General features: G+C 64.2%; 15 protein-coding genes. 8 read left to right on the top strand and 7 right to left on the bottom strand.

Features of this window, described 5'->3' with window-relative positions:
• Positions 1-13: 13 nt before the first annotated feature.
• Positions 14-148: a hypothetical protein gene (locus KG088_RS19870; RefSeq protein WP_264759064.1), complete on the bottom strand. Its 135-nt coding sequence runs from the start codon at positions 146-148 to the stop codon at positions 14-16.
• A gap of 81 nt (positions 149-229) precedes the next feature.
• Here KG088_RS19870 and prlC point away from each other — a divergent pair, with 81 nt between their 5' ends.
• From prlC to KG088_RS15670, 4 genes are all read left to right on the top strand, one after another.
• Positions 230-2,278: an oligopeptidase A gene (gene prlC, locus KG088_RS15685; RefSeq protein WP_213826929.1), complete on the top strand. Its 2,049-nt coding sequence runs from the start codon at positions 230-232 to the stop codon at positions 2,276-2,278.
• Between the two features lie 60 nt (positions 2,279-2,338).
• The gene (locus KG088_RS15680) at positions 2,339-2,584 is read left to right on the top strand and encodes a YheV family putative zinc ribbon protein (protein ID WP_213826927.1); all 246 of its coding nucleotides are present in this window, start codon (positions 2,339-2,341) and stop codon (positions 2,582-2,584) included.
• A 378-nt stretch (positions 2,585-2,962) separates the two neighbouring features.
• Positions 2,963-3,952 carry a TAXI family TRAP transporter solute-binding subunit gene (locus tag KG088_RS15675; protein WP_213826925.1) on the top strand — a complete coding sequence of 330 codons (990 nt, stop codon included), beginning with the start codon at positions 2,963-2,965 and terminating at the stop codon, positions 3,950-3,952.
• An 87-nt stretch (positions 3,953-4,039) separates the two neighbouring features.
• Positions 4,040-6,232: a TRAP transporter permease gene (locus KG088_RS15670; RefSeq protein ID WP_213826923.1), complete on the top strand. Its 2,193-nt coding sequence runs from the start codon at positions 4,040-4,042 to the stop codon at positions 6,230-6,232.
• A gap of 118 nt (positions 6,233-6,350) precedes the next feature.
• Here KG088_RS15670 and sodC read toward each other — a convergent pair whose 3' ends face one another.
• Positions 6,351-6,890 (bottom strand): superoxide dismutase family protein, encoded by a 540-nt coding sequence (gene sodC / locus KG088_RS15665; RefSeq protein ID WP_213826921.1) that lies wholly within the window; start codon positions 6,888-6,890, stop codon positions 6,351-6,353.
• 79 nt (positions 6,891-6,969) lie between these two features.
• Entirely contained in the window at positions 6,970-7,809 is an 840-nt protein-coding gene (gene metF / locus KG088_RS15660; RefSeq protein WP_213826919.1) for a methylenetetrahydrofolate reductase [NAD(P)H], read from the bottom strand.
• Positions 7,810-7,946: 137 nt separating this feature from the next.
• On the opposite strand from metF, the gene KG088_RS15655 reads away from it, so the two are divergent.
• From KG088_RS15655 to KG088_RS15645, 3 genes are all read left to right on the top strand, one after another.
• Positions 7,947-8,879: an AEC family transporter gene (locus KG088_RS15655; protein WP_406565614.1), complete on the top strand. Its 933-nt coding sequence runs from the start codon at positions 7,947-7,949 to the stop codon at positions 8,877-8,879.
• Positions 8,880-8,976: 97 nt separating this feature from the next.
• The gene (locus tag KG088_RS15650; RefSeq protein WP_213826915.1) at positions 8,977-9,330 is read left to right on the top strand and encodes a DUF6152 family protein; all 354 of its coding nucleotides are present in this window, start codon (positions 8,977-8,979) and stop codon (positions 9,328-9,330) included.
• Positions 9,331-9,351: 21 nt separating this feature from the next.
• Positions 9,352-9,798, top strand: coding sequence for a hypothetical protein (locus KG088_RS15645; RefSeq protein WP_250148304.1), 447 nt, complete (start codon positions 9,352-9,354; stop codon positions 9,796-9,798).
• A 24-nt stretch (positions 9,799-9,822) separates the two neighbouring features.
• Here the strand turns inward: KG088_RS15645 and ahcY are convergent, their stop codons facing one another.
• The 3 genes from ahcY to metK form a co-directional block, all read right to left on the bottom strand.
• Positions 9,823-11,232: an adenosylhomocysteinase gene (ahcY, locus tag KG088_RS15640; protein ID WP_213826911.1), complete on the bottom strand. Its 1,410-nt coding sequence runs from the start codon at positions 11,230-11,232 to the stop codon at positions 9,823-9,825.
• A gap of 154 nt (positions 11,233-11,386) precedes the next feature.
• A complete protein-coding gene (gene ligB / locus KG088_RS15635) occupies positions 11,387-13,114 on the bottom strand; it encodes an NAD-dependent DNA ligase LigB (protein WP_213826909.1) in 1,728 nt (575 codons plus the stop codon).
• 139 nt (positions 13,115-13,253) lie between these two features.
• Complete coding sequence (gene metK, locus KG088_RS15630; RefSeq protein WP_213826907.1) at positions 13,254-14,474, bottom strand: methionine adenosyltransferase; 1,221 nt, start codon at positions 14,472-14,474, stop codon at positions 13,254-13,256.
• A 223-nt stretch (positions 14,475-14,697) separates the two neighbouring features.
• Between metK and tkt the strand changes: the two genes are divergently transcribed.
• Entirely contained in the window at positions 14,698-16,752 is a 2,055-nt protein-coding gene (tkt, locus tag KG088_RS15625; protein WP_213826905.1) for a transketolase, read from the top strand.
• A gap of 95 nt (positions 16,753-16,847) precedes the next feature.
• On the opposite strand, the gene KG088_RS15620 is transcribed toward tkt, so the two are convergent.
• Positions 16,848-17,900: a class I fructose-bisphosphate aldolase gene (locus tag KG088_RS15620; protein WP_213826903.1), complete on the bottom strand. Its 1,053-nt coding sequence runs from the start codon at positions 17,898-17,900 to the stop codon at positions 16,848-16,850.
• Positions 17,901-17,949: the final 49 nt, after the last annotated feature.

Genomic DNA, 17,949 nt, shown 5'->3' with positions numbered 1-17,949 from the left:
TCCACGTATGCATTCAGGACCAGCGTTGACCTTCGCCCCATACTACCAGCGTCAGCGGAATCGACACCCAGCGCACCAGAGCCTGCCAAAGGTGAAATCCGGCGAAGCCGGCGCCGATCTGAAGGCCCAAACGCTTAAACACGGTCACGACATTGAAACCCTGGCCAGGTGCCCACATCTAATTAACGTTGAGATTCTATTGTCATCCCACGTTCCCCCCGAGGTGCGCATGTCCCGCAACCCACTACTCGAATCCCACGAGTTGCCTCCCTTCTCCGAGATTCGTCCCGAACACGTAGTGCCCGCCGTCGAGGAGTTACTCACCCAGAACCGTGAGGTCGTCGAGCGGCTTGTCGAGCGGGCCCGGCATGCACCGCCCAGTTGGACGAGCCTGGCCGCACCCCTCGAGGCCTGCAACGACCGGCTTTCGCGCGCCTGGTCACCCGTGTCACACCTCAACGGCACCATGAACAACCCAGCGCTGCGTGAGGCCTACGAAGCGTGTCTCGGCAAGCTTTCCGACTACAGCACCTGGCTTGGTCAGCATGAAGGCCTCTTCCATGCCTGGCAGGCACTTCGCGACGGCCCCGCCTGGGCCGAGCTCGATGAAGGCCAGCGTCGCACCGTCGATAATGCCCTGCGTGACTTCCGCCTCGCCGGCGTCGACCTACCCGCCGAGAAGAAGCGTCGCTACGGCGAGATCCGCTCGCGCCTCTCGGCACTGGCCAACACCTTTTCCAACCAGCTGCTCGATGCCACCCAGGCTTGGCACCTCGACCTGGACAGCGACGCCCGACTCGCCGGTCTGCCTGAGAGCGCGCTTGCTACCCTCCAGGCCAATGCCGAAGCCAAAGGGCAGAAAGGCTTTCGCATCACCCTGGATTTCCCGAGCTTCTTCCCGGTGATCACCTATGCCGATGATCGGGAACTGCGACGCGAGGTCTATACGGCCTTCGTCACCCGCGCCTCGGACCAAGGTCCCAACGCCGGGCAGTTCGACAACGCCCCGGTGATGGAGGAAATCCTCGCGCTACGCCATGAGCTCGCCGAGCTGCTGGGATTCGCCAATTACGCTGACTTCTCGCTCGCCACCAAGATGGCCGAATCGTCCGACCACGTAATCGCCTTTCTAGAGGACCTGGCCGTCCGCGCCGTGCCTCAGGCTCGGGAAGAGTTCGCGGAGCTTGAAGTCTATGCACGAGACGAGTTGGGCATGATCGAACTCGCGCCCTGGGATGTCGGCTTTGCCAGCGAGAAGCTGCGCGAAACTCGCTACGCCATTTCTGAAGAGCAGCTGCGCCCCTACTTTCCGGCACCCCAGGCGGTCGACGGCATGTTCCGCGTGGTCGAGCGCCTATACGGGGTCAACTTCGAGGAAGATCGCGAGGCGCCCCGCTATCATGCCGATGTCCGCTACTTCCGTATCATGGAGGACGGCGCGCCGATCGCCAGCTTCTATCTCGATCTCTACGCCCGCGAAGGCAAGCGTGGCGGCGCCTGGATGGACGAGTGCCGCGTTCGCCGCCTGGAAGGCGATGACATGCAGCTGCCTGTCGCCTATCTAACCTGCAACTTCACCCGCCCGGTGGGCGACAAACCCGCCTTGCTGACTCACGACGAGGTCTGCACGCTGTTCCACGAGTTCGGTCATGGCCTGCATCACATGCTGACCCGTCAGACCGTTGCCGATATCTCCGGCATCAACGGCGTCGCCTGGGACGCCGTGGAGCTGCCCAGCCAGTTCATGGAGAACTTCTGCTGGGAGCGCGGGGGCCTCGACCTGATCGCTGGGCACGTCGATACCGGCGAGCCGCTGCCTGCCGAATTGCTCGAACGCCTCCAGGCCGCCAGGAATTTCCAGTCGGCGATGGGCATGGTGCGTCAGCTGGAGCTCTCGCTGTTCGACTTCCGCCTGCATCGCGAATTCGCGAGTCCGACGGCCAGCGACATCCACGCCCTGCTGAGTGACGTGCGCGATCGCGTCTCCGTCGTGCCACGGGTGCCCTTCAACCGCTTCCAGAATGGCTTCGGACACATCTTCGCCGGCGGTTATGCCGCGGGGTATTACAGCTACAAATGGGCCGAAGTGCTCTCGGCCGATGCCTGGAGCGCCTTTGAGGAAGCTGGCATCTTCGACCCGGAAACCGGACGCCGTTTTCGTACCGAGATCCTTGAGCGAGGCGGGTCGCGCGATGCCGCCGAGTTGTTCCGTGCCTTCCGTGGCCGCGAACCCAGCGTCGAGCCGCTGCTGCGCCACAGTGGCATACGCGCCGCCTGAAATTGTCTTACGAACTCACCGGCCGCCGCGCGTCTGTGGCGGCCCGAACCTGGAGCCCCCATGGCCACCGTGAAACGCTTTATCGCTGGCGTCATCTGCCCGCGCTGCGCTGAGATGGATCGCATCCGCGCCTGGGAGCAGAACGGCATCCGCTACCGTGAATGTGTCAGCTGCGCTTTTTTCGAGCAGCTGCCCATCGAGGAACAAGACGCGCCGCAACTCGAAACGCGCGTCAGTCAACCACGCCAGGAACAGCAAAGCAGCGACTTCCAGCCGGTCAGGATCCTCGACCCCAAGCGCCGCTGACCCAGACGCGTGGAGGATGAGCAACGTGCTCAAAGCGTTCCTTGTTGCTGCTTCAGCTCCGTTTAGCTCCCGCGATCACACCACTACGTCACACGCTGTGCGGATAACCACATGGCGGGTGGCGGTTTCTGTGTGGACTCTCGCACCATCCCCGCCACGCATCACTCGACCTTTGTCTAAATCTAAAATCGCAACAAAATGATTTTATTGGAGTTGTTGAGAACTGGCGTGTCACTTGCGCTGTATAACCGTTGAACGATGCCGCACCCGGAAGCAGGCAGGAATCGGCGACAGTCACCATACTGACCAGTCGTCACCTTGCCCCCGCCCACCGGCGGGACTCCGGCGAATAACCACAACCCCGCAAGGAGATACGCCATGCGTACTGCAGCAACCACGATTCTCACCGGCACGCTGGCCGGCGCCATGCTGGTCGCCACCTCGGCCTCCGCTCAGTCGGACCGCAGCGATTGGCCCGACAACTTCACCGTGGGCACTGCCAGCCAGGGCGGTACCTACTTCGTTTACGGTTCCGGCTGGGCCAACCTGATCTCCGATGAGCTCGACATCTCCGGCGGCGGCGAAGTCACCGGCGGCCCAACCCAGAACCTGGCACTTGTCCACGGCGGCGACGTGGCCTTCGGCTTGACCACCATGGGCCCGGCCTCCGACGCCGTGTCCGGCGAGAGCCCACTGGCGCCGGGCATGGAGATGGATAACGTCTGTGCCCTCTTCCCGATGTACGAGACGCCATTCTCCATCACCGCGCTGGCCGACAGCGGCATCGAGTCGATCTCGGACATCCCCGACGGTGCCAGCATCGGCTTCGGGCCGGCAGCCTCTACCTCCGACACCTACTTCCCGGCTATCCTGGAAGAGCTTGGCGTCGATTTCGATCGTCGCAACGGTGGCTGGTCCGATCTCGGCGGGCAGCTGCAGGACGGCCTGATCGACGTCATCGCCTTCGCCGCCGGCATTCCGATTCCCGCCGTCAGCCAGCTCGAGGTGCAGACCGACGTGAACATCATCGAGTTCACCGAAGAAGAGCAGGCCAAGGTGCTCGAATCCTTCCCGGTGTCCGAGTTCATGATCCCGGCCAGCACCTATGAGACATTGGAAGAGGATGCACGGGCGGTTTCCATGTGGAACTTCGCCATCGCCGGCTGCAACCTGCCCGAAGACTTCGTGTATGAAGTCACCAAGCTGACCATGGAAAACAACGATCGTATGATGGACGTCCACCGCACCGCGGAAACCTCCATTCCGGAAAACATCAAGTTCAACACCGTACTGCCGTTCCATCCGGGTGCCGTGCGCTGGTACGAAGAGAATGGCTACGAGATCGATGACGACCTCAAGCTGAACTAAGCCGTTCCCTCGATCGCTGCCCCGCGTCGCACCCCCGGCGCGGGGCAGCTCGTCTGATCCTCCGTGATACCCCCAAGGGTGCCTGCCATGTCCCATACTCCCGACCCTCGCCACCACGATGACAGCGGCGATGACGCTGTGGAAGCCGTTGTCGCCACGGGCGTTGACGATGAACCTGTCGAATCCAACCGGCGCTTGTTCACCGGTTGGCACTGGCTGCTGTTCAGCGCCTTGGCCATCGCCTACTCGAGCTTCCACCTGATCTCGCTGAATATCTATCCGATGGAAACCTGGTCATTTCGCATCGTGCATATCGCCGGCGCTTTGATCCTCGGCTACGGCCTCTACACAGGCGCGAGCTTCGCCTCGGAAGGTGAGCCGTCTGCGGCCTCGCGTGCGCTGACCTGGGCGAGTTATGCCCTGCTGATACCCGCCATCTATGCCTTGGTCCAGGTATTTCTGATCCAAAACACCATGAGCGGCGGTGCCATGCGCATCGAACCCGTGGTGGAAACCTGGCATTTCGGCTTCCCGCTGATCTTCGCCACCGCCTCGGCCATCGTGATTTCGTGGTTCCATCGGCGCACCCGCCAGCATCTCTGCCCGGCCGACCTGGTATTGATGGTCGCCGCCATCGCCAGCGCCGGTTACCTGCTGATCATGTTCAACAGCCCGCTGCGCGCCTCGACCGGTACCTCCTTCGCTCCCATTGGCATCTCCTGGGCGGCGATTGCCGGTTCGCTATTGATTCTGGAGCTAACGCGGCGCGTGACGGGTCTCGCGCTGGTCGTAATATCCGCAATCTTTCTTATCTATGTGTTTGCCGGTCCCTATCTGCCGGGTTTCCTGGGTTATCCCGGACTATCCTTGGGACGCTTCTTCAGCCAGGTCTACACCGACGCCGGCATTCTCGGGCCGACCACAGCGGTCTCATCGACCTACATCATCCTCTTCATCATCTTCGCCGCCTTCCTACAGGCCTCGAAGGTTGGCGACTACTTCGTGAACTTCGCCTTCGCCTGCGCCGGCCGCGCCCGTGGTGGCCCGGCCAAGGTGGCGATCTTCGCCTCCGGCCTGATGGGCATGATCAACGGCACCAGCGCCGGTAACGTGGTGTCCACCGGCTCGCTGACCATCCCGCTGATGAAGAAGGTGGGGTATCCGGCCAAAAGCGCCGGCGCCATCGAAGCTGCGGCGTCGACCGGCGGACAGATCATGCCGCCGATCATGGGCGCCGGTGCCTTCATCATGGCCGAGATCACCGGTATCCCGTACACCGACATCGCCGTGGCGGCGCTGATCCCGGCGATCCTCTACTTCGTGTCGGTCTACTTCATGGTCGACTTCGAGGCGGCCCGCAAGGGCATGCGCGGCATGCGCAAGGAAGAAATTCCGCTGTTCTCGAAGCTGGTCAAGCAGGTCTACCTGTTTGCGCCGATCATCATCCTGATCGCCGCACTGTTCATGGGCTATTCGGTGATTCGTGCGGGAACCCTGGCGACGGCCTCCGCCGCCGTAGTGAGCTGGTTCTCGCCCAACAAGATGGGCCCGCGCGACATCCTCAGGGCCTTGCAGCTGGCCGGTACCATGGCGATTCAGATCATCGCCGTGTGTGCCTGCGCCGGCCTGATCGTCGGCGTCATTTCCCTGACCGGGGTCGGCGCACGCTTCTCCTCGCTGCTGTTGGGTCTGGCCGGCGTCAGCCAGCTGCTGGCGCTGATGTTCGCCATGTGTATCAGCATCCTGCTGGGCATGGGCATGCCGACCACGGCGGCCTATGCAGTAGCGGCATCGGTGGTCGCACCGGGCCTGATCAATATCGGCATCCAGCCACTGGTCGCCCACTTCTTCGTGTTCTACTTTGCGGTGGTCTCGGCGATCACGCCGCCGGTCGCACTGGCGTCCTACGCGGCCGCCGGAATTTCCGGCGCCAACGCCATGGGCACCTCGGTCGCTTCCTTCAAGATCGGGCTGGCGGCCTTCATCGTGCCCTTCATGTTCTTCTACAGCCCGGCCATGCTGATGGAAGGCTCCTGGTTCCAGATCCTGCGTGTGGGCGCAACGGCCACCCTTGGCATCGTATTACTGGCCGGGATGGTCCAGGCGTGGTTCTTTGGTCCGGTGAAGGCCTGGCAGCGGGTCGTCATGCTGATCGGCGCCCTCTTCCTCATCTACGGCGGTATCTATACCGACATCGCCGGTCTGGTGATCGGTGGTGCGCTGTTCATGATGCAACGCGGCGCCCACGGAGGCGGCGCCAAACCCGTCACTTTAAGCTAGTCGTGATATGACCGGCACGCCGTCATGACGTACAGACACGAAGAAGGCCCCGCATCAGCGCGGGGCCTTCCTGTGTCATGGCGCCTGTGTCATGGCGTGTTAGCCAAGGTGTACGGTGTCAGGACTCGACCACACCGCATGCCATGCGGCCACCCCCGCCGCCCAGCGGCTCTGGGTCGTCGGAATAGTTGTCGCCACCCGCGTGGATCATCAGGCTGCGTCCGTTCATGTCATCAAGGCTCAGCCGCGGCGCCAGGACCGGCAGCGTGGCCGTTTCATCGTCGTCCACGATCAACACCGGCAGGTCGCCCAAGTGTCCCTCACTGTAGGGTCCTTCGTGGCGGCCGGTATCCTCGGGATCATAATGGCCTCCGGCCTGCAAAGCCGCCGCCATGTCCCCCGAGTCGTTCTCGCCCGGCTCGCAGCTGGCTTCCTGGTGGACATGAAAGCCATGGACGCCCGGCGCGATGCCGCTCAAATCCGGCGTCAGCAGCAAGCCGTGATCGGTATCCTCGAGGGTAATGGTGCCGATAGACTCCCCGACGCCCTCGGCACTGACCGAATGCATCTCGACGTCACGGCTTTCGTTGGCGTGACTGCTGACGGCGACCAGCAGTAGCGAAGCGGTAGCAACCCGTGTAAGAGCGTCTAAACGCATCTTGCGTCTCCTGTGTCCGTTTCCATGGATATGCGGCTATCAGCGTAGACACTCACCAGGGTGATCGCCAGCGACGGTGTCAGGCCAGATTGTCGAGAATCTTCAAGCTGGGGGCGGCCTGATTGAGGGTATAGAAATGCAGCCCCGGCGCGCCGCCATCCAGCAGCCGCTGACAGAGCCGTGACACAACATCCTCGCCGAAGGCGGCAATCGACTCGCTGTCATCGCCGTAGGCCTCGAGTTGCTTGCGGATCCAGCGCGGTATATCGGCACCGCAGGCGTCCGAGAATCGCGCCAGCTTGGTGTAGTTGGTGATCGGCATGATGCCAGGGACGATCGGCGCTTCGACGCCAAGTGCACGCGCCCGATCGACAAAGTGAAAATAGGCATCGGCGCTGAAAAAGTACTGGGTGATGGCGAGGTTTGCCCCAGCCTTCACCTTGCGGGCAAAATTCTCCAGGTCACGGTCGAAGCTGGGTGCTTGGGGATGCGACTCGGGGTAGCCGGCCACGGCGATTTCAAAATGATCGCCGGTCTCCTCACGGATGAACTCGACCAGTTCGTTGGCGTAACGAAACTCGCCGATGCCGCCCATACCCGAGGGCAGGTCGCCACGCAGCGCTACAAGGCTGTCGATGCCCTCTTCGCGGTAGCGGGCCAGCAGGTCGCGCATCTGCGCCTTCTCGCTGCCGATACACGACAGGTGGGGCGCCGTGGTGATGCCCGATTCACGCACCGCATTGACGGTATGCAGCGTACGCGCCTGGGTCGACCCACCGGCCCCATAGGTGACCGAAAAGAAGCGCGGGCGACGCTCAGCCAGGGTATCCCGTGCACTTTTCAGTTTTTCACGCCCGACATCGGTATTGGGGGGAAAGAACTCGAAGCTGATGCCCAAGGGGTGTTCCTGCGTGCTCATCGGCTGACCTCATGAAAATAATGCATATAACGGCTATTCTGACGCCTGGATGTCCTACGGACCAATGAAAGATACGCGAAGCTGTATCAATACTGCTCATCTAGCGGCGGGCCAGCGACCCAGGGAAGAACATGACCATGATCGATCCCAGCACCTTGATGGGTCCCCTCTGGACGCTGCTGGCTTTCGTCGGGCTGGGTTGGCTGGCCGCTCGACGCCTGGCCATCGACCCTCGCCCCATCGCCACCCTGCTGGTCTACCTGATCGCGCCATTGACCTTCTTTCGAGCCCTGGTATTGGGCGGACCGACGCCCGCCTACCTGCTCCTGACCGCAGCGTTGTTCCTGCTCTCGAGCCTGGTGGCCCTGATCGTCCAGTGTCTGGCGCGCCGCCGCTTTGCGTCCGAGGAAAGTGCGCTACTGGCCTTTTCGTCAGGCACCGGTAATACCGGCTATTTTGGTCTACCGGTCGCTTTGGTGTTGCTGCCGCCCCAGGGCGTGACGTTGTACCTGTTCTGCGTTCTGGGGGTGACCCTCTACGAATTCACAGTGGGGTTCTACCTGAGCGCCCGTGGGCGCTTTTCGGTAGCGCAGAGCCTGGCTAAGATCGTGCGGCTGCCGCTGGTCTACGCCTTCCTCGCCGCCCTGCTCGCCAGCGGCCTGGGTCTCGACATGCCGGACGCCATGATGGAAGGCATGGCGGTCTTCCCCGCGACCTATACCCTGCTCGGCATGATGATCATCGGCATGACCCTGGGGCGCGTCTCGTTGAGAGCGCTGGACCTGCGCTTCATTGGCGCCTGCGTGGCGATTCGTTACGGCCTCTGGCCGCTGCTGGCACTGGCCGCGGTGTTGGGTCTGCAGGCGTTCTTCCCGTTACCCCCGGAACTGGCGCTGGCCCTGTTGCTGGTCGGCGTGGTGCCGATGGCCGCCAACGTGGTGGTGGTGGCCATGGAGTTGGGCATCGCCCCGGCGAAGGGCGCCCTTGCGGTACTGGTCACCACCCTGGCCGCCCCGCTGCTGATCCCGTTCTACCTGAACCTCCTGATGGCGCTTGCCGGGATGCGCTGACCTCCTTGGCCGAGCCGGGACGACTCACCCCCGACTTGCAGCCACCCCGCCCACGGCTAGTCTTAAAGCATCGAACGACTGGCGAGAGGAGATGAGCATGCAACGGCGGCATTTTCTGATCATGATGCTAATGAGTGCCCTATGGCTGCACACGCCGGCCATCGCCCATCATGGCTGGACCGGCGGTGAGACCATCGAACTCACTGGCGTCATCACTGCAGCGCGGCTCGGCAACCCCCATGGCGAGCTGACCCTCGACGTGGAAGGCGACACCTGGACCGTCGAGGTGGGGCAACCCTGGCGTAACGAGCGCGCGGGACTCGGTGACGGCGACCTGGCTGAGGGCGTCGAGCTGCGGATATCGGGCGAACATGCCGGTGAGCGCCTGCTCAAGGCCGAACAGCTCTGGATCGGCGACCAGCACCACGTACTCTACCCCGGGCGCATCTGAGCCCAGTCGGTGGACGAGGTATTGACGCGACTGGCCGCGACCCCACTCGCCGACTGGATGCGGTTGTCGCGTTGGGGTTACGCGGGCGTCAATACGCTGCATGTGCTGGGCATTGCGCTGTTGATTGGCGCCATCGTGCCCCTGGACCTCCGGCTACTCGGCCTGCGCCGCAACATCGGGCTCGCCGACGCGGCGAGTCTGCTGCAACCGCTGGCCATCGCCGGACTGGTGCTGGCCGCGACCAGCGGGGTCCTGCTGTTTCTTGCCGACCCCCGCGGCTACGCCAGCACCCCCCTGTTCCCGCTCAAGCTGGTGCTGATCCTGATGGCCGTCAGCAACGCCTTGGCGCTGAATTTCGGCGCCGGTCTGCCGGGTGCCTCGACAGCGCGGCTGCGGCTGCTGGGCGCGCTGTCGCTGATCCTCTGGCTGCTGGTGCTATGTGCCGGGCGTTTTCTGGCCTTTGTTTAAACAGTCGAAAGCCAGAACCAGCACTCAGTAGCGATAGTCGTGAGGCTTGAAGGGCCCATCGGCCGACACTCCGGTGTAGTCGGCCTGGGCCGCGGTCATGCGGGTGAGCACCCCGCCGAAACCCTCGACCATGTAGCGGGCGACCTCCTCATCCAGGTGGCGCGGCAGTACGGTGACCGCCAGCGCCGACGCCTGGCGGTCGCCGGGAAGGTCGGCGAAGCGTTGTTCGTAGAGGTGCAACTGCGCCAGCACCTGGTTGGCGAAGGAGCCGTCCATCACCCGCGAGGGGTGACCGGTGGCGTTGCCCAGGTTCACCAGCCGCCCTTCCGAGAGCAGAATCAGGTAGTCGCGACTCTGCGGGTCGAAATCGCCTGGCGTGCTGTCGCGATAGACCTTGTGCACCTGGGGCTTGACCTCTTCCCAATGCCATTGACGGCGCATATGGGCCGTGTCGATCTCGCTGTCGAAGTGGCCGATATTGCAGACCACCGCACCCGGCTTCAGCGCCTCGAGCATGGCGGCATCGCAGGCGTCGACGTTGCCGGTGGCGGTCACCACCAGGTCGATGCGCGCCAGCAGGGCACGATCCACACTCTGCGCGCCACGATTAATACCATCGACGTAGGGCGAGACGACTTCAAAGCCGTCCATGCAGGCCTGCATGGCACATATCGGATCGATCTCGGCGACCCTGACGATCATGCCCTCCTGGCGCAGCGAGGCCGCCGAGCCCTTGCCGACGTCACCGTAGCCCACCACCAGCGCCTGCTTGCCGGCCAGCAGGTGATCGAGACCGCGCTTGATGGCGTCGTTCAGTGAGTGTCGACAGCCGTACTTGTTGTCGTTCTTCGACTTGGTGACGGCATCGTTGACGTTGATCGCCGGCACCTTGAGCGTGCCGTCACGCAGCATCTCCTGCAGGCGATGGACCCCGGTGGTGGTCTCTTCAGAGATGCCGTGGATGGCATCGAGTAGCTCAGGATGCGTGTCGTGAAGCAGCGCGGTCAGGTCGCCGCCATCGTCGAGCACCAGATTAGGCACCCAGCCGTCGGGACCCTGGGCGGTCTGCTCGATGCACCACCAGAACTCGTCCTCGGTTTCGCCCTTCCAGGCGAACACCGGAATACCTGCGGCGGCGATAGCGGCGGCGGCATGATCCTGGGTAGAGAAGATATTGCACGACGACCAGCGCACCGAAGCCCCCAGATCGATCAGGGTCTCGATCAGCACCGCCGTCTGGATGGTCATGTGGATGCAGCCAGCGATGCGGGCCCCGGCCAGCGGCTGCTGTGCGCGGTACTTGTCGCGGATGGTCATCAAAGCCGGCATCTCGGTCTCGGCGATTCGGATCTCGCGGCGCCCCCAGTCGGCCAGGCCAATATCGGCGACCCTGTAATCCGTGGTGGACGGAGTGGAAACGGCAGGCTGATTCATCGGCGACACCTCCTGTTCATGTACGCAAGTGATCATGGACGCAAGAATTGGCCTCGAGGGCGAGGCCTACCCCCCCCACTATAGGCACTCACGCCGATACGCCACAAACCTATTGCCGCACGGTTCCCCCTCGCGCCTCATCCATCGCGTCTCGTCAGAAGCCTGCGATATCGGCCTCACGCAGCCGCTCGACCAGCGTTCGTACCTGCGGATGATGAAAGAAAGCTACCAGGTCCTCGGCCCGCTGCGGCCCCACGCCCGGCAATGCACGCCACGCGGCTGCGTCGCGCCTGGTCAGGGGCTCCCAGCGCCGGGTGTTCGCGTGTTCAAGCCCAGGTGGCGGACCCAAGGCCGCCAGCCAATCGCCGAAAGCGCGCCGCCGCGCCAGGGCAAAGACGTCGCGCAGCTGACCGGCGCGCACCTCGCCGATCCCGTGCACGGTTTCCAGCTGAGCGGTATCCAGCGTCAGCCAGTCGAGCAGTCCCGCGACCAATCCCGCCTCGACCAGCGCCTCCCAGGTGCCAGGGCCGACACCGGACATATCGAGCCCCTTTGCGCCGCCCAGCCAGGCTAACCGCTCCATGAACTGCGACTCGCAGGCGGGCGTCGGCCGCCAGCAGCTAAGGGCGTGATAGTCCTCTGCCTGCGGGGGCGATACTGCCGGTCGCTCGGCCGCTCGCCATGCGACTCCCTCGAGGCGCGGAATGGTCAACCCGGCCAGCGCGATGGTCACCTGATCGCCGGGGCGGATGTCCAGCGAGCGCCAGTGGTCCAGCGAACTCGCGCTGACGCGGCGAATCACGCGCCCGCCCAGCTCGACCGGCACGAGATGCAACAGCGGCGTGATGCGCCCGGTGCGGCCGATACGAAACTCGACCCCGCGTACTTCGGCCAGCGCCTCGCGGGGCGGGTGCTTCCAGGCCACCGCCCAGTTCGGCGGCTCGGCTCGCCACTGCTCGCCTGGCGGACGCCGCCCCTGGCGAAGCACCACCCCGTCGGTGGCGAAGGGCAGAGGGCCGCGGTACCAGGTCTCGCGCCAGCGTTTCACGTCGGCCAGCGAGGTGACGGGATGGGTCATCCTGGTGCTTTCGGCGAAACCCTCGATGTCGCCCTCGGTGTCATCCAGCTTGGCCAGTGCCGCCAAGCGCGCCTGCATCGTCTCGGGGCCGTCGGGCCAGTCCCAGACGAAGAGTCCGATCCGCTCGGCCGCCTGTGCCGACAACTCGTGACGCGCCAGTAGCCCCGCGACCTCGCTGCGAGCCCCGGCGGTGCCAATCTCTGCCTGGACATGGCCGTCGAGGCGTAGGTAGAGCTCACCCTGCAGTACCAGATCCTCGCCCGTCGCCAATCGCTCGGACACCGCGGCGATTTTCCCTGCATTCTCGGTCCAGTCCTGACCGCCCCGACCGTCGCCGCGGCTGACCGCACGCGACAGGCGCCCGGCCCGATAGACCAGCGTCACCGCCACACCATCCACCTTGGGCTGGATCCAGGCATCGTCGCGGCGCGCCAGCCAGCGGCGCACTGCGTCTTCGCCGTCGAGCTTGCGAAGCCCGGTCTGGGCGATGGGATGCTCGACGGGACCGGCAGGCAGCGTCGGCTTGGTCACCACCTCCGGCACCTCGCCTGGAAAGCACGCCTGCCACTGCGCCAGGCGCTGGCGGGCCTGATCATAGACGCCATCGCTTACCGTCGGTTCGCCCTGGCCACTCTCTTCATGGGCGTAGTAGGCGCGGTCCCAGTCGTTCAGTCGCTGCGTCAGCGCGGTGACCTCGCGCTCGGCGCGCGCCGCCGTCCAATCGGGACAGGCATCGGCCAGGGCCAGCGAGCCGGGAAGCAGGCTGGACAGCCACCACAGGAGAAGAGCTGCTGAGAAGCGCATGATCGGGACTCTCGGGAAACTGCCCCGACCATACCAACAGGCCCCGCGCGGCGGGTGCCGGCGGGGCCTGTCAGTTTGCGTAGGCGATCGCTTACATCTATGGGCTTACTACACCTAAACGGGTTATACACCCAAGGGCTTAGAGGCCAGCGGCCTGGCGCAGCGACTCCGCCTTGTCGATCTTCTCCCAGGGGAAGGCGAGGAAAGTCTCGACATGTTCCTGGCCCTGGGTGTCGGTCCAGCGATAGGACGTCTCGAAGGGCTCGCGGCCGAAGTGACCGTAGGCGGCCGTCAGCTGGTACATCGGGTGCAGCAAATCGAGCATGCGGGTGATGGCGTTGGGGCGCAGGTCGAAGTGCTCGCGGACCAGTTCGATGATGCGCGCATCGTCGATCCGGCCGGTGCCGAAGGTGTCGATGGCAACCGAGGTCGGCTCGGCCACGCCGATGGCGTAGGAGATCTGGATCTCACACTTGTCGGCCAGTCCCGCGGCGACCAGGTTCTTGGCCACGTAGCGCCCGGCATAGGCTGCGCTGCGGTCGACCTTGGACGGGTCCTTGCCGGAGAACGCCCCACCGCCGTGGCGCGCCATGCCGCCGTAGGTATCGACGATGATCTTGCGCCCGGTCAGGCCGCAGTCGCCCACCGGGCCACCGATCACAAACTTGCCGGTGGGGTTGATGTGATACTTGGTCGAGCCGGTGAGCCACTCGGCGGGGATCACCGACTCGATGATCTCGCGCTTGACCATCTTGCGCAGCTCATTCTGGTCGATGCCCGGGTCGTGCTGGGTGGACAGCACCACGGCGTCGACGCCGCAGGGCTTGCCGCTGTCGTCATAGCGAAACGTCAGCTGGCTCTTGGCGTCGGGCCGCAGCCAGGGCAGCAGGCCCTGTTTGCGCAGCTCGGCCTGGCGCTCCACCAGACGATGGGCATAGTGGATCGGCGCCGGCATGTAGGCGTCGGTCTCGTTGGTGGCATAGCCAAACATCAATCCCTGATCCCCGGCTCCCTGATCCTCGGGCTTGGCCCGGTCGACGCCCTGGGCGATGTCAACGCTTTGCTTGCCGATCAGATTGAGCACGCCACAGGTCTCGCCATCGAAACCGACGTCCGAGGAGGTGTAGCCGATGCCGGTGATCACCTCGCGCACCAGCGCTTCCAGGTCGACCCAGGCCGAGGTGCTGATCTCGCCGGCGACGATGGCGACACCGGTCTTGACCAGCGTCTCGCAGGCCACGCGGGCATGCTTGTCGCGGGCGATAATGGCATCGAGCACGGCATCGGAAATCTGGTCGGCGATCTTGTCCGGATGCCCTTCGGACACGGACTCGGAGGTGAACAGGGAGTATTCGCGCATGGCGTTCTCGACCCTCTGTGTAACGGCAATAGGCAGTGGCGCAGTTTACACGCTGGCTTTACGGCTGACACCCGTCATTTGCCGCCGACGGCCAAGTCGGCGACAATAGCGACCGTTTTTATCCGCGCCACGGAGTCCCGTGGCGCTTCCAGCCAGAACGCGCGTCCCGTCGCCCTCCGACGGGTAATGCCCAGCACTTTCTGCCGCAGGCGAGGAGCTCTACATGCCATCCCGTTTCGAACTGGCCAACGCCATTCGCGCCCTGTCCATGGATGCCGTCCAGAAGGCCAATTCCGGGCATCCCGGCGCCCCCATGGGCATGGCCGATATCGCCGAGGTCCTGTGGAACGATCATTTCAAGCATAATCCGGCCGACCCGACCTGGCCCGACCGCGACCGCTTCGTGTTGTCCAACGGTCATGGCTCGATGCTGCTCTATTCGCTGCTGCATCTGACCGGCTACGAGCTGAGTCTGGAGGAGCTGCAGAACTTCCGCCAGCTGCACTCGCGTACCCCGGGCCATCCCGAGCTGGGTTACACGCCGGGCATCGAGACCACGACCGGCCCACTGGGCCAGGGCCTGGCCAATGCCGTGGGCCTGGCACTGGCCGAGCGCACCCTGGCGGCGCAGTTCAATCGCCCCGGCCACGCCATCGTCGATCATCACACCTGGTGCTTCGTGGGCGACGGCTGCCTGATGGAGGGTATTTCCCATGAGGTGGCATCGCTGGCCGGCACCCAGCGGCTCGGCAAGCTGATCACCTTCTATGACGACAACGGCATCTCGATCGATGGCGAGGTCGATGGCTGGTTCACCGACGACACCGCCAAACGCTTCGAGGCTTACGGCTGGCACGTGGTAGCCAACGTCGACGGGCACAAGCCCGAGGAAATCCAGGCCGCCATCGAGCTTGCCAAGACCCAGGACGACAAGCCCAGCCTGATCATCTGCAAGACCATTATCGGCTTCGGCGCGCCCAACAAGCAGGGCAAGGAGGAGAGCCACGGCGCGGCACTCGGCGAGGACGAGGTCGCCGCGGCGCGCAAGCAGCTCGACTGGCCGCACAAGCCCTTCCATATCCCCGAAGAAATCTACCAGGGCTGGGACGCCCACGACGCCGGCAGTACTCGCCAGGCCGACTGGCAGGCGCGCTTCGAGCGTTACGCCGCGGCCTATCCCAGCGAGGCAGCAGAGCTGCAGCGACGCCTCAAGGGCGAGCTGCCAGTCGAACTCGGCAGCGAGCGGCTGATCCAGCAGGCGCAGGAAGCCGGCGAGAACCTGGCGAGCCGCAAGGCGTCGCTGGCCTGTCTCAACGCCCTCGGCCCGCAACTGCCCGAGCTGCTCGGCGGCAGCGCCGACCTGGCACCCTCCAACCTGACGGTCTGGAATGGCGTCAAGGTGATCGGCGCCGGCTCGTCCAACAACCCCGCTGAGGGCTCTTCCAACAACTCCGCTGAGGGCTCTCCGGACGGTAGCTATCTGCACTACGGGGTGCGCGAGTTCGGTATGGCGGCGATCATGAACGGCATCGCCCTGCACGGTGGGTTCATTCCCTATGGCGCCACCTTCCTGATCTTCATGGAATACATGCGCAATGCCGTACGCATGGCGGCGCTGATGGGCACCCAGGTGATCTACGTCTTCACCCACGACTCTATCGGGCTGGGGGAGGACGGCCCCACTCACCAGCCCATCGAGCAGCTCACCACCCTGCGCTCGACGCCCAACCTCGCCACCTGGCGCCCCTGCGACGCCGTGGAAACCGCCGCCGCCTGGAACGCTGCCATCAAGCGCCACGCCGGTCCCACGGCGCTGGTGCTGTCACGCCAGACCTTGCCCCACCAGGCGCGCACCACACAGCAGCTGGCCAATATCCAGCGCGGTGGGTACGTCCTGAAGAACAGTGTCCGCAAGGACAAGGTGGTGACGCCGGACCTTATCCTGATCGCTACCGGCTCGGAAGTGGGCCTGGCCATGGACGCCGCCACCGAGCTGGAAACTCAGGGCCGTGCCGTGCGTGTGGTATCCATGCCCTCCACCTACCGCTTCGACGGTCAGGACGACGCATATCGCGAGAGCGTGTTGCCCAGGGCCGTGACCAAGCGCCTGGCTGTTGAAGCCGGCCACCGCGACGTCTGGTACAAGTACGTCGGCCTGGACGGCGACATCATCGGCATGAACACCTTCGGCGAATCCGCCCCCGCCGGCGATCTGTTCAAGCACTTCGGCTTTACCGTCGCCAACGTGGTGGCCAGGGCCACCGCGCTACTGGGCTGAGACAGCTTGTCCTCTCAACACGTCTTCTCAATACAACTCGGGCCCGGCAATTGCCGGGCCCGAGTTGTTCCAACCACCCTCTGCCGCCAGGTCCGTCAGGCGATGGTGATATCCCGGGACAGGTAGACGTCCTGGATGGCATTGAGCAGTTCGACGCCCTCCGCCATCGGCTTCTGAAACGCCTTGCGGCCGGAGATCAGCCCCATGCCACCGGCCCGCTTGTTGATTACCGCGGTACGTACCGCCTCTCCCATGTCGGAGGCACCCTTGGAACCACCACCGGAATTGATCAGCCCGGCGCGACCCAGGTAGCAGTTGGCCACCTGGTAGCGAGCCAGGTCGATCGGGTTGTCCGAGGTGAGCTTGCTGTAGACCTTGTCGTGGGTATGGCCGAAGCCGATGTCGCGGAAGCCACCGTTAGTCTCGGGCAGCTTCTGTTTGACGATATCGGCCTTGAGAGTCGCCGCCAGGTGATTGGCCTGGCCGGTCAGATCAGCAGCCACGTGATAGTCGGTGCCATCCTTCTTGAAGTCCGAGTTACGCAGGTAGGCCCAGAGCACCGTGACCATGCCCAACTCATGGGCGCGCTCGAAGGCCTCGCTGATCTCCATGACCTGGCGCCGGCTTTCCGGCGAGCCGAAGTAGATGGTCGCTCCCACCCCTATGCAGCCCATCTCGAAGGCCTGCTCGACCTGCGCGAACAGCGTCTGGTCATAGATGGCCGGGTAGGTCAGTGTTTCATTGTGGTTCAGCTTTAGGATCATCGGGATCTTGTGGGCATAGCGCCGTGCGACCGACGCCAGTCCGCCGAGCGTGGACGCCACGGCGTTGCACCCCCCTTCAAGGGCCAGCTCAATGATGTTGGCCGGATCGAAGTAGAGAGGGTTGGGCGCGAAGGAAGCCCCTGCAGAATGCTCGATGCCCTGATCCACCGGCAGGATGCTCACGTAGCCGGTACCGGCCAGCCGACCGTGGTCAAACAATGCCTGCATGTTGCGCAGCACATTGGGGCGGCGGTCGCTGGCGGCCATCACCCGGTCAATGAAATCCGGTCCGGGCGGGTGCAGCTGCTCTTTCGGGACCCCGGTGCAGACATGCCCCAGTAATGCCTCGGCCTCGTCACCCAGCCACCTGGCGATATCACTCATATTACTTTCCTCTTCCTTGGGCGTGGCAACGCCCTCCTTTGATTGATCG

This window comes from Halomonas jincaotanensis (assembly GCF_018448785.1).
In the GTDB taxonomy this organism is placed as follows: Bacteria; Pseudomonadota; Gammaproteobacteria; order Pseudomonadales; family Halomonadaceae; genus Halomonas; species Halomonas jincaotanensis.
Note: the sequence above shows the minus strand (reverse complement) of the source record. Positions and strands in the feature narration are given on the sequence as shown.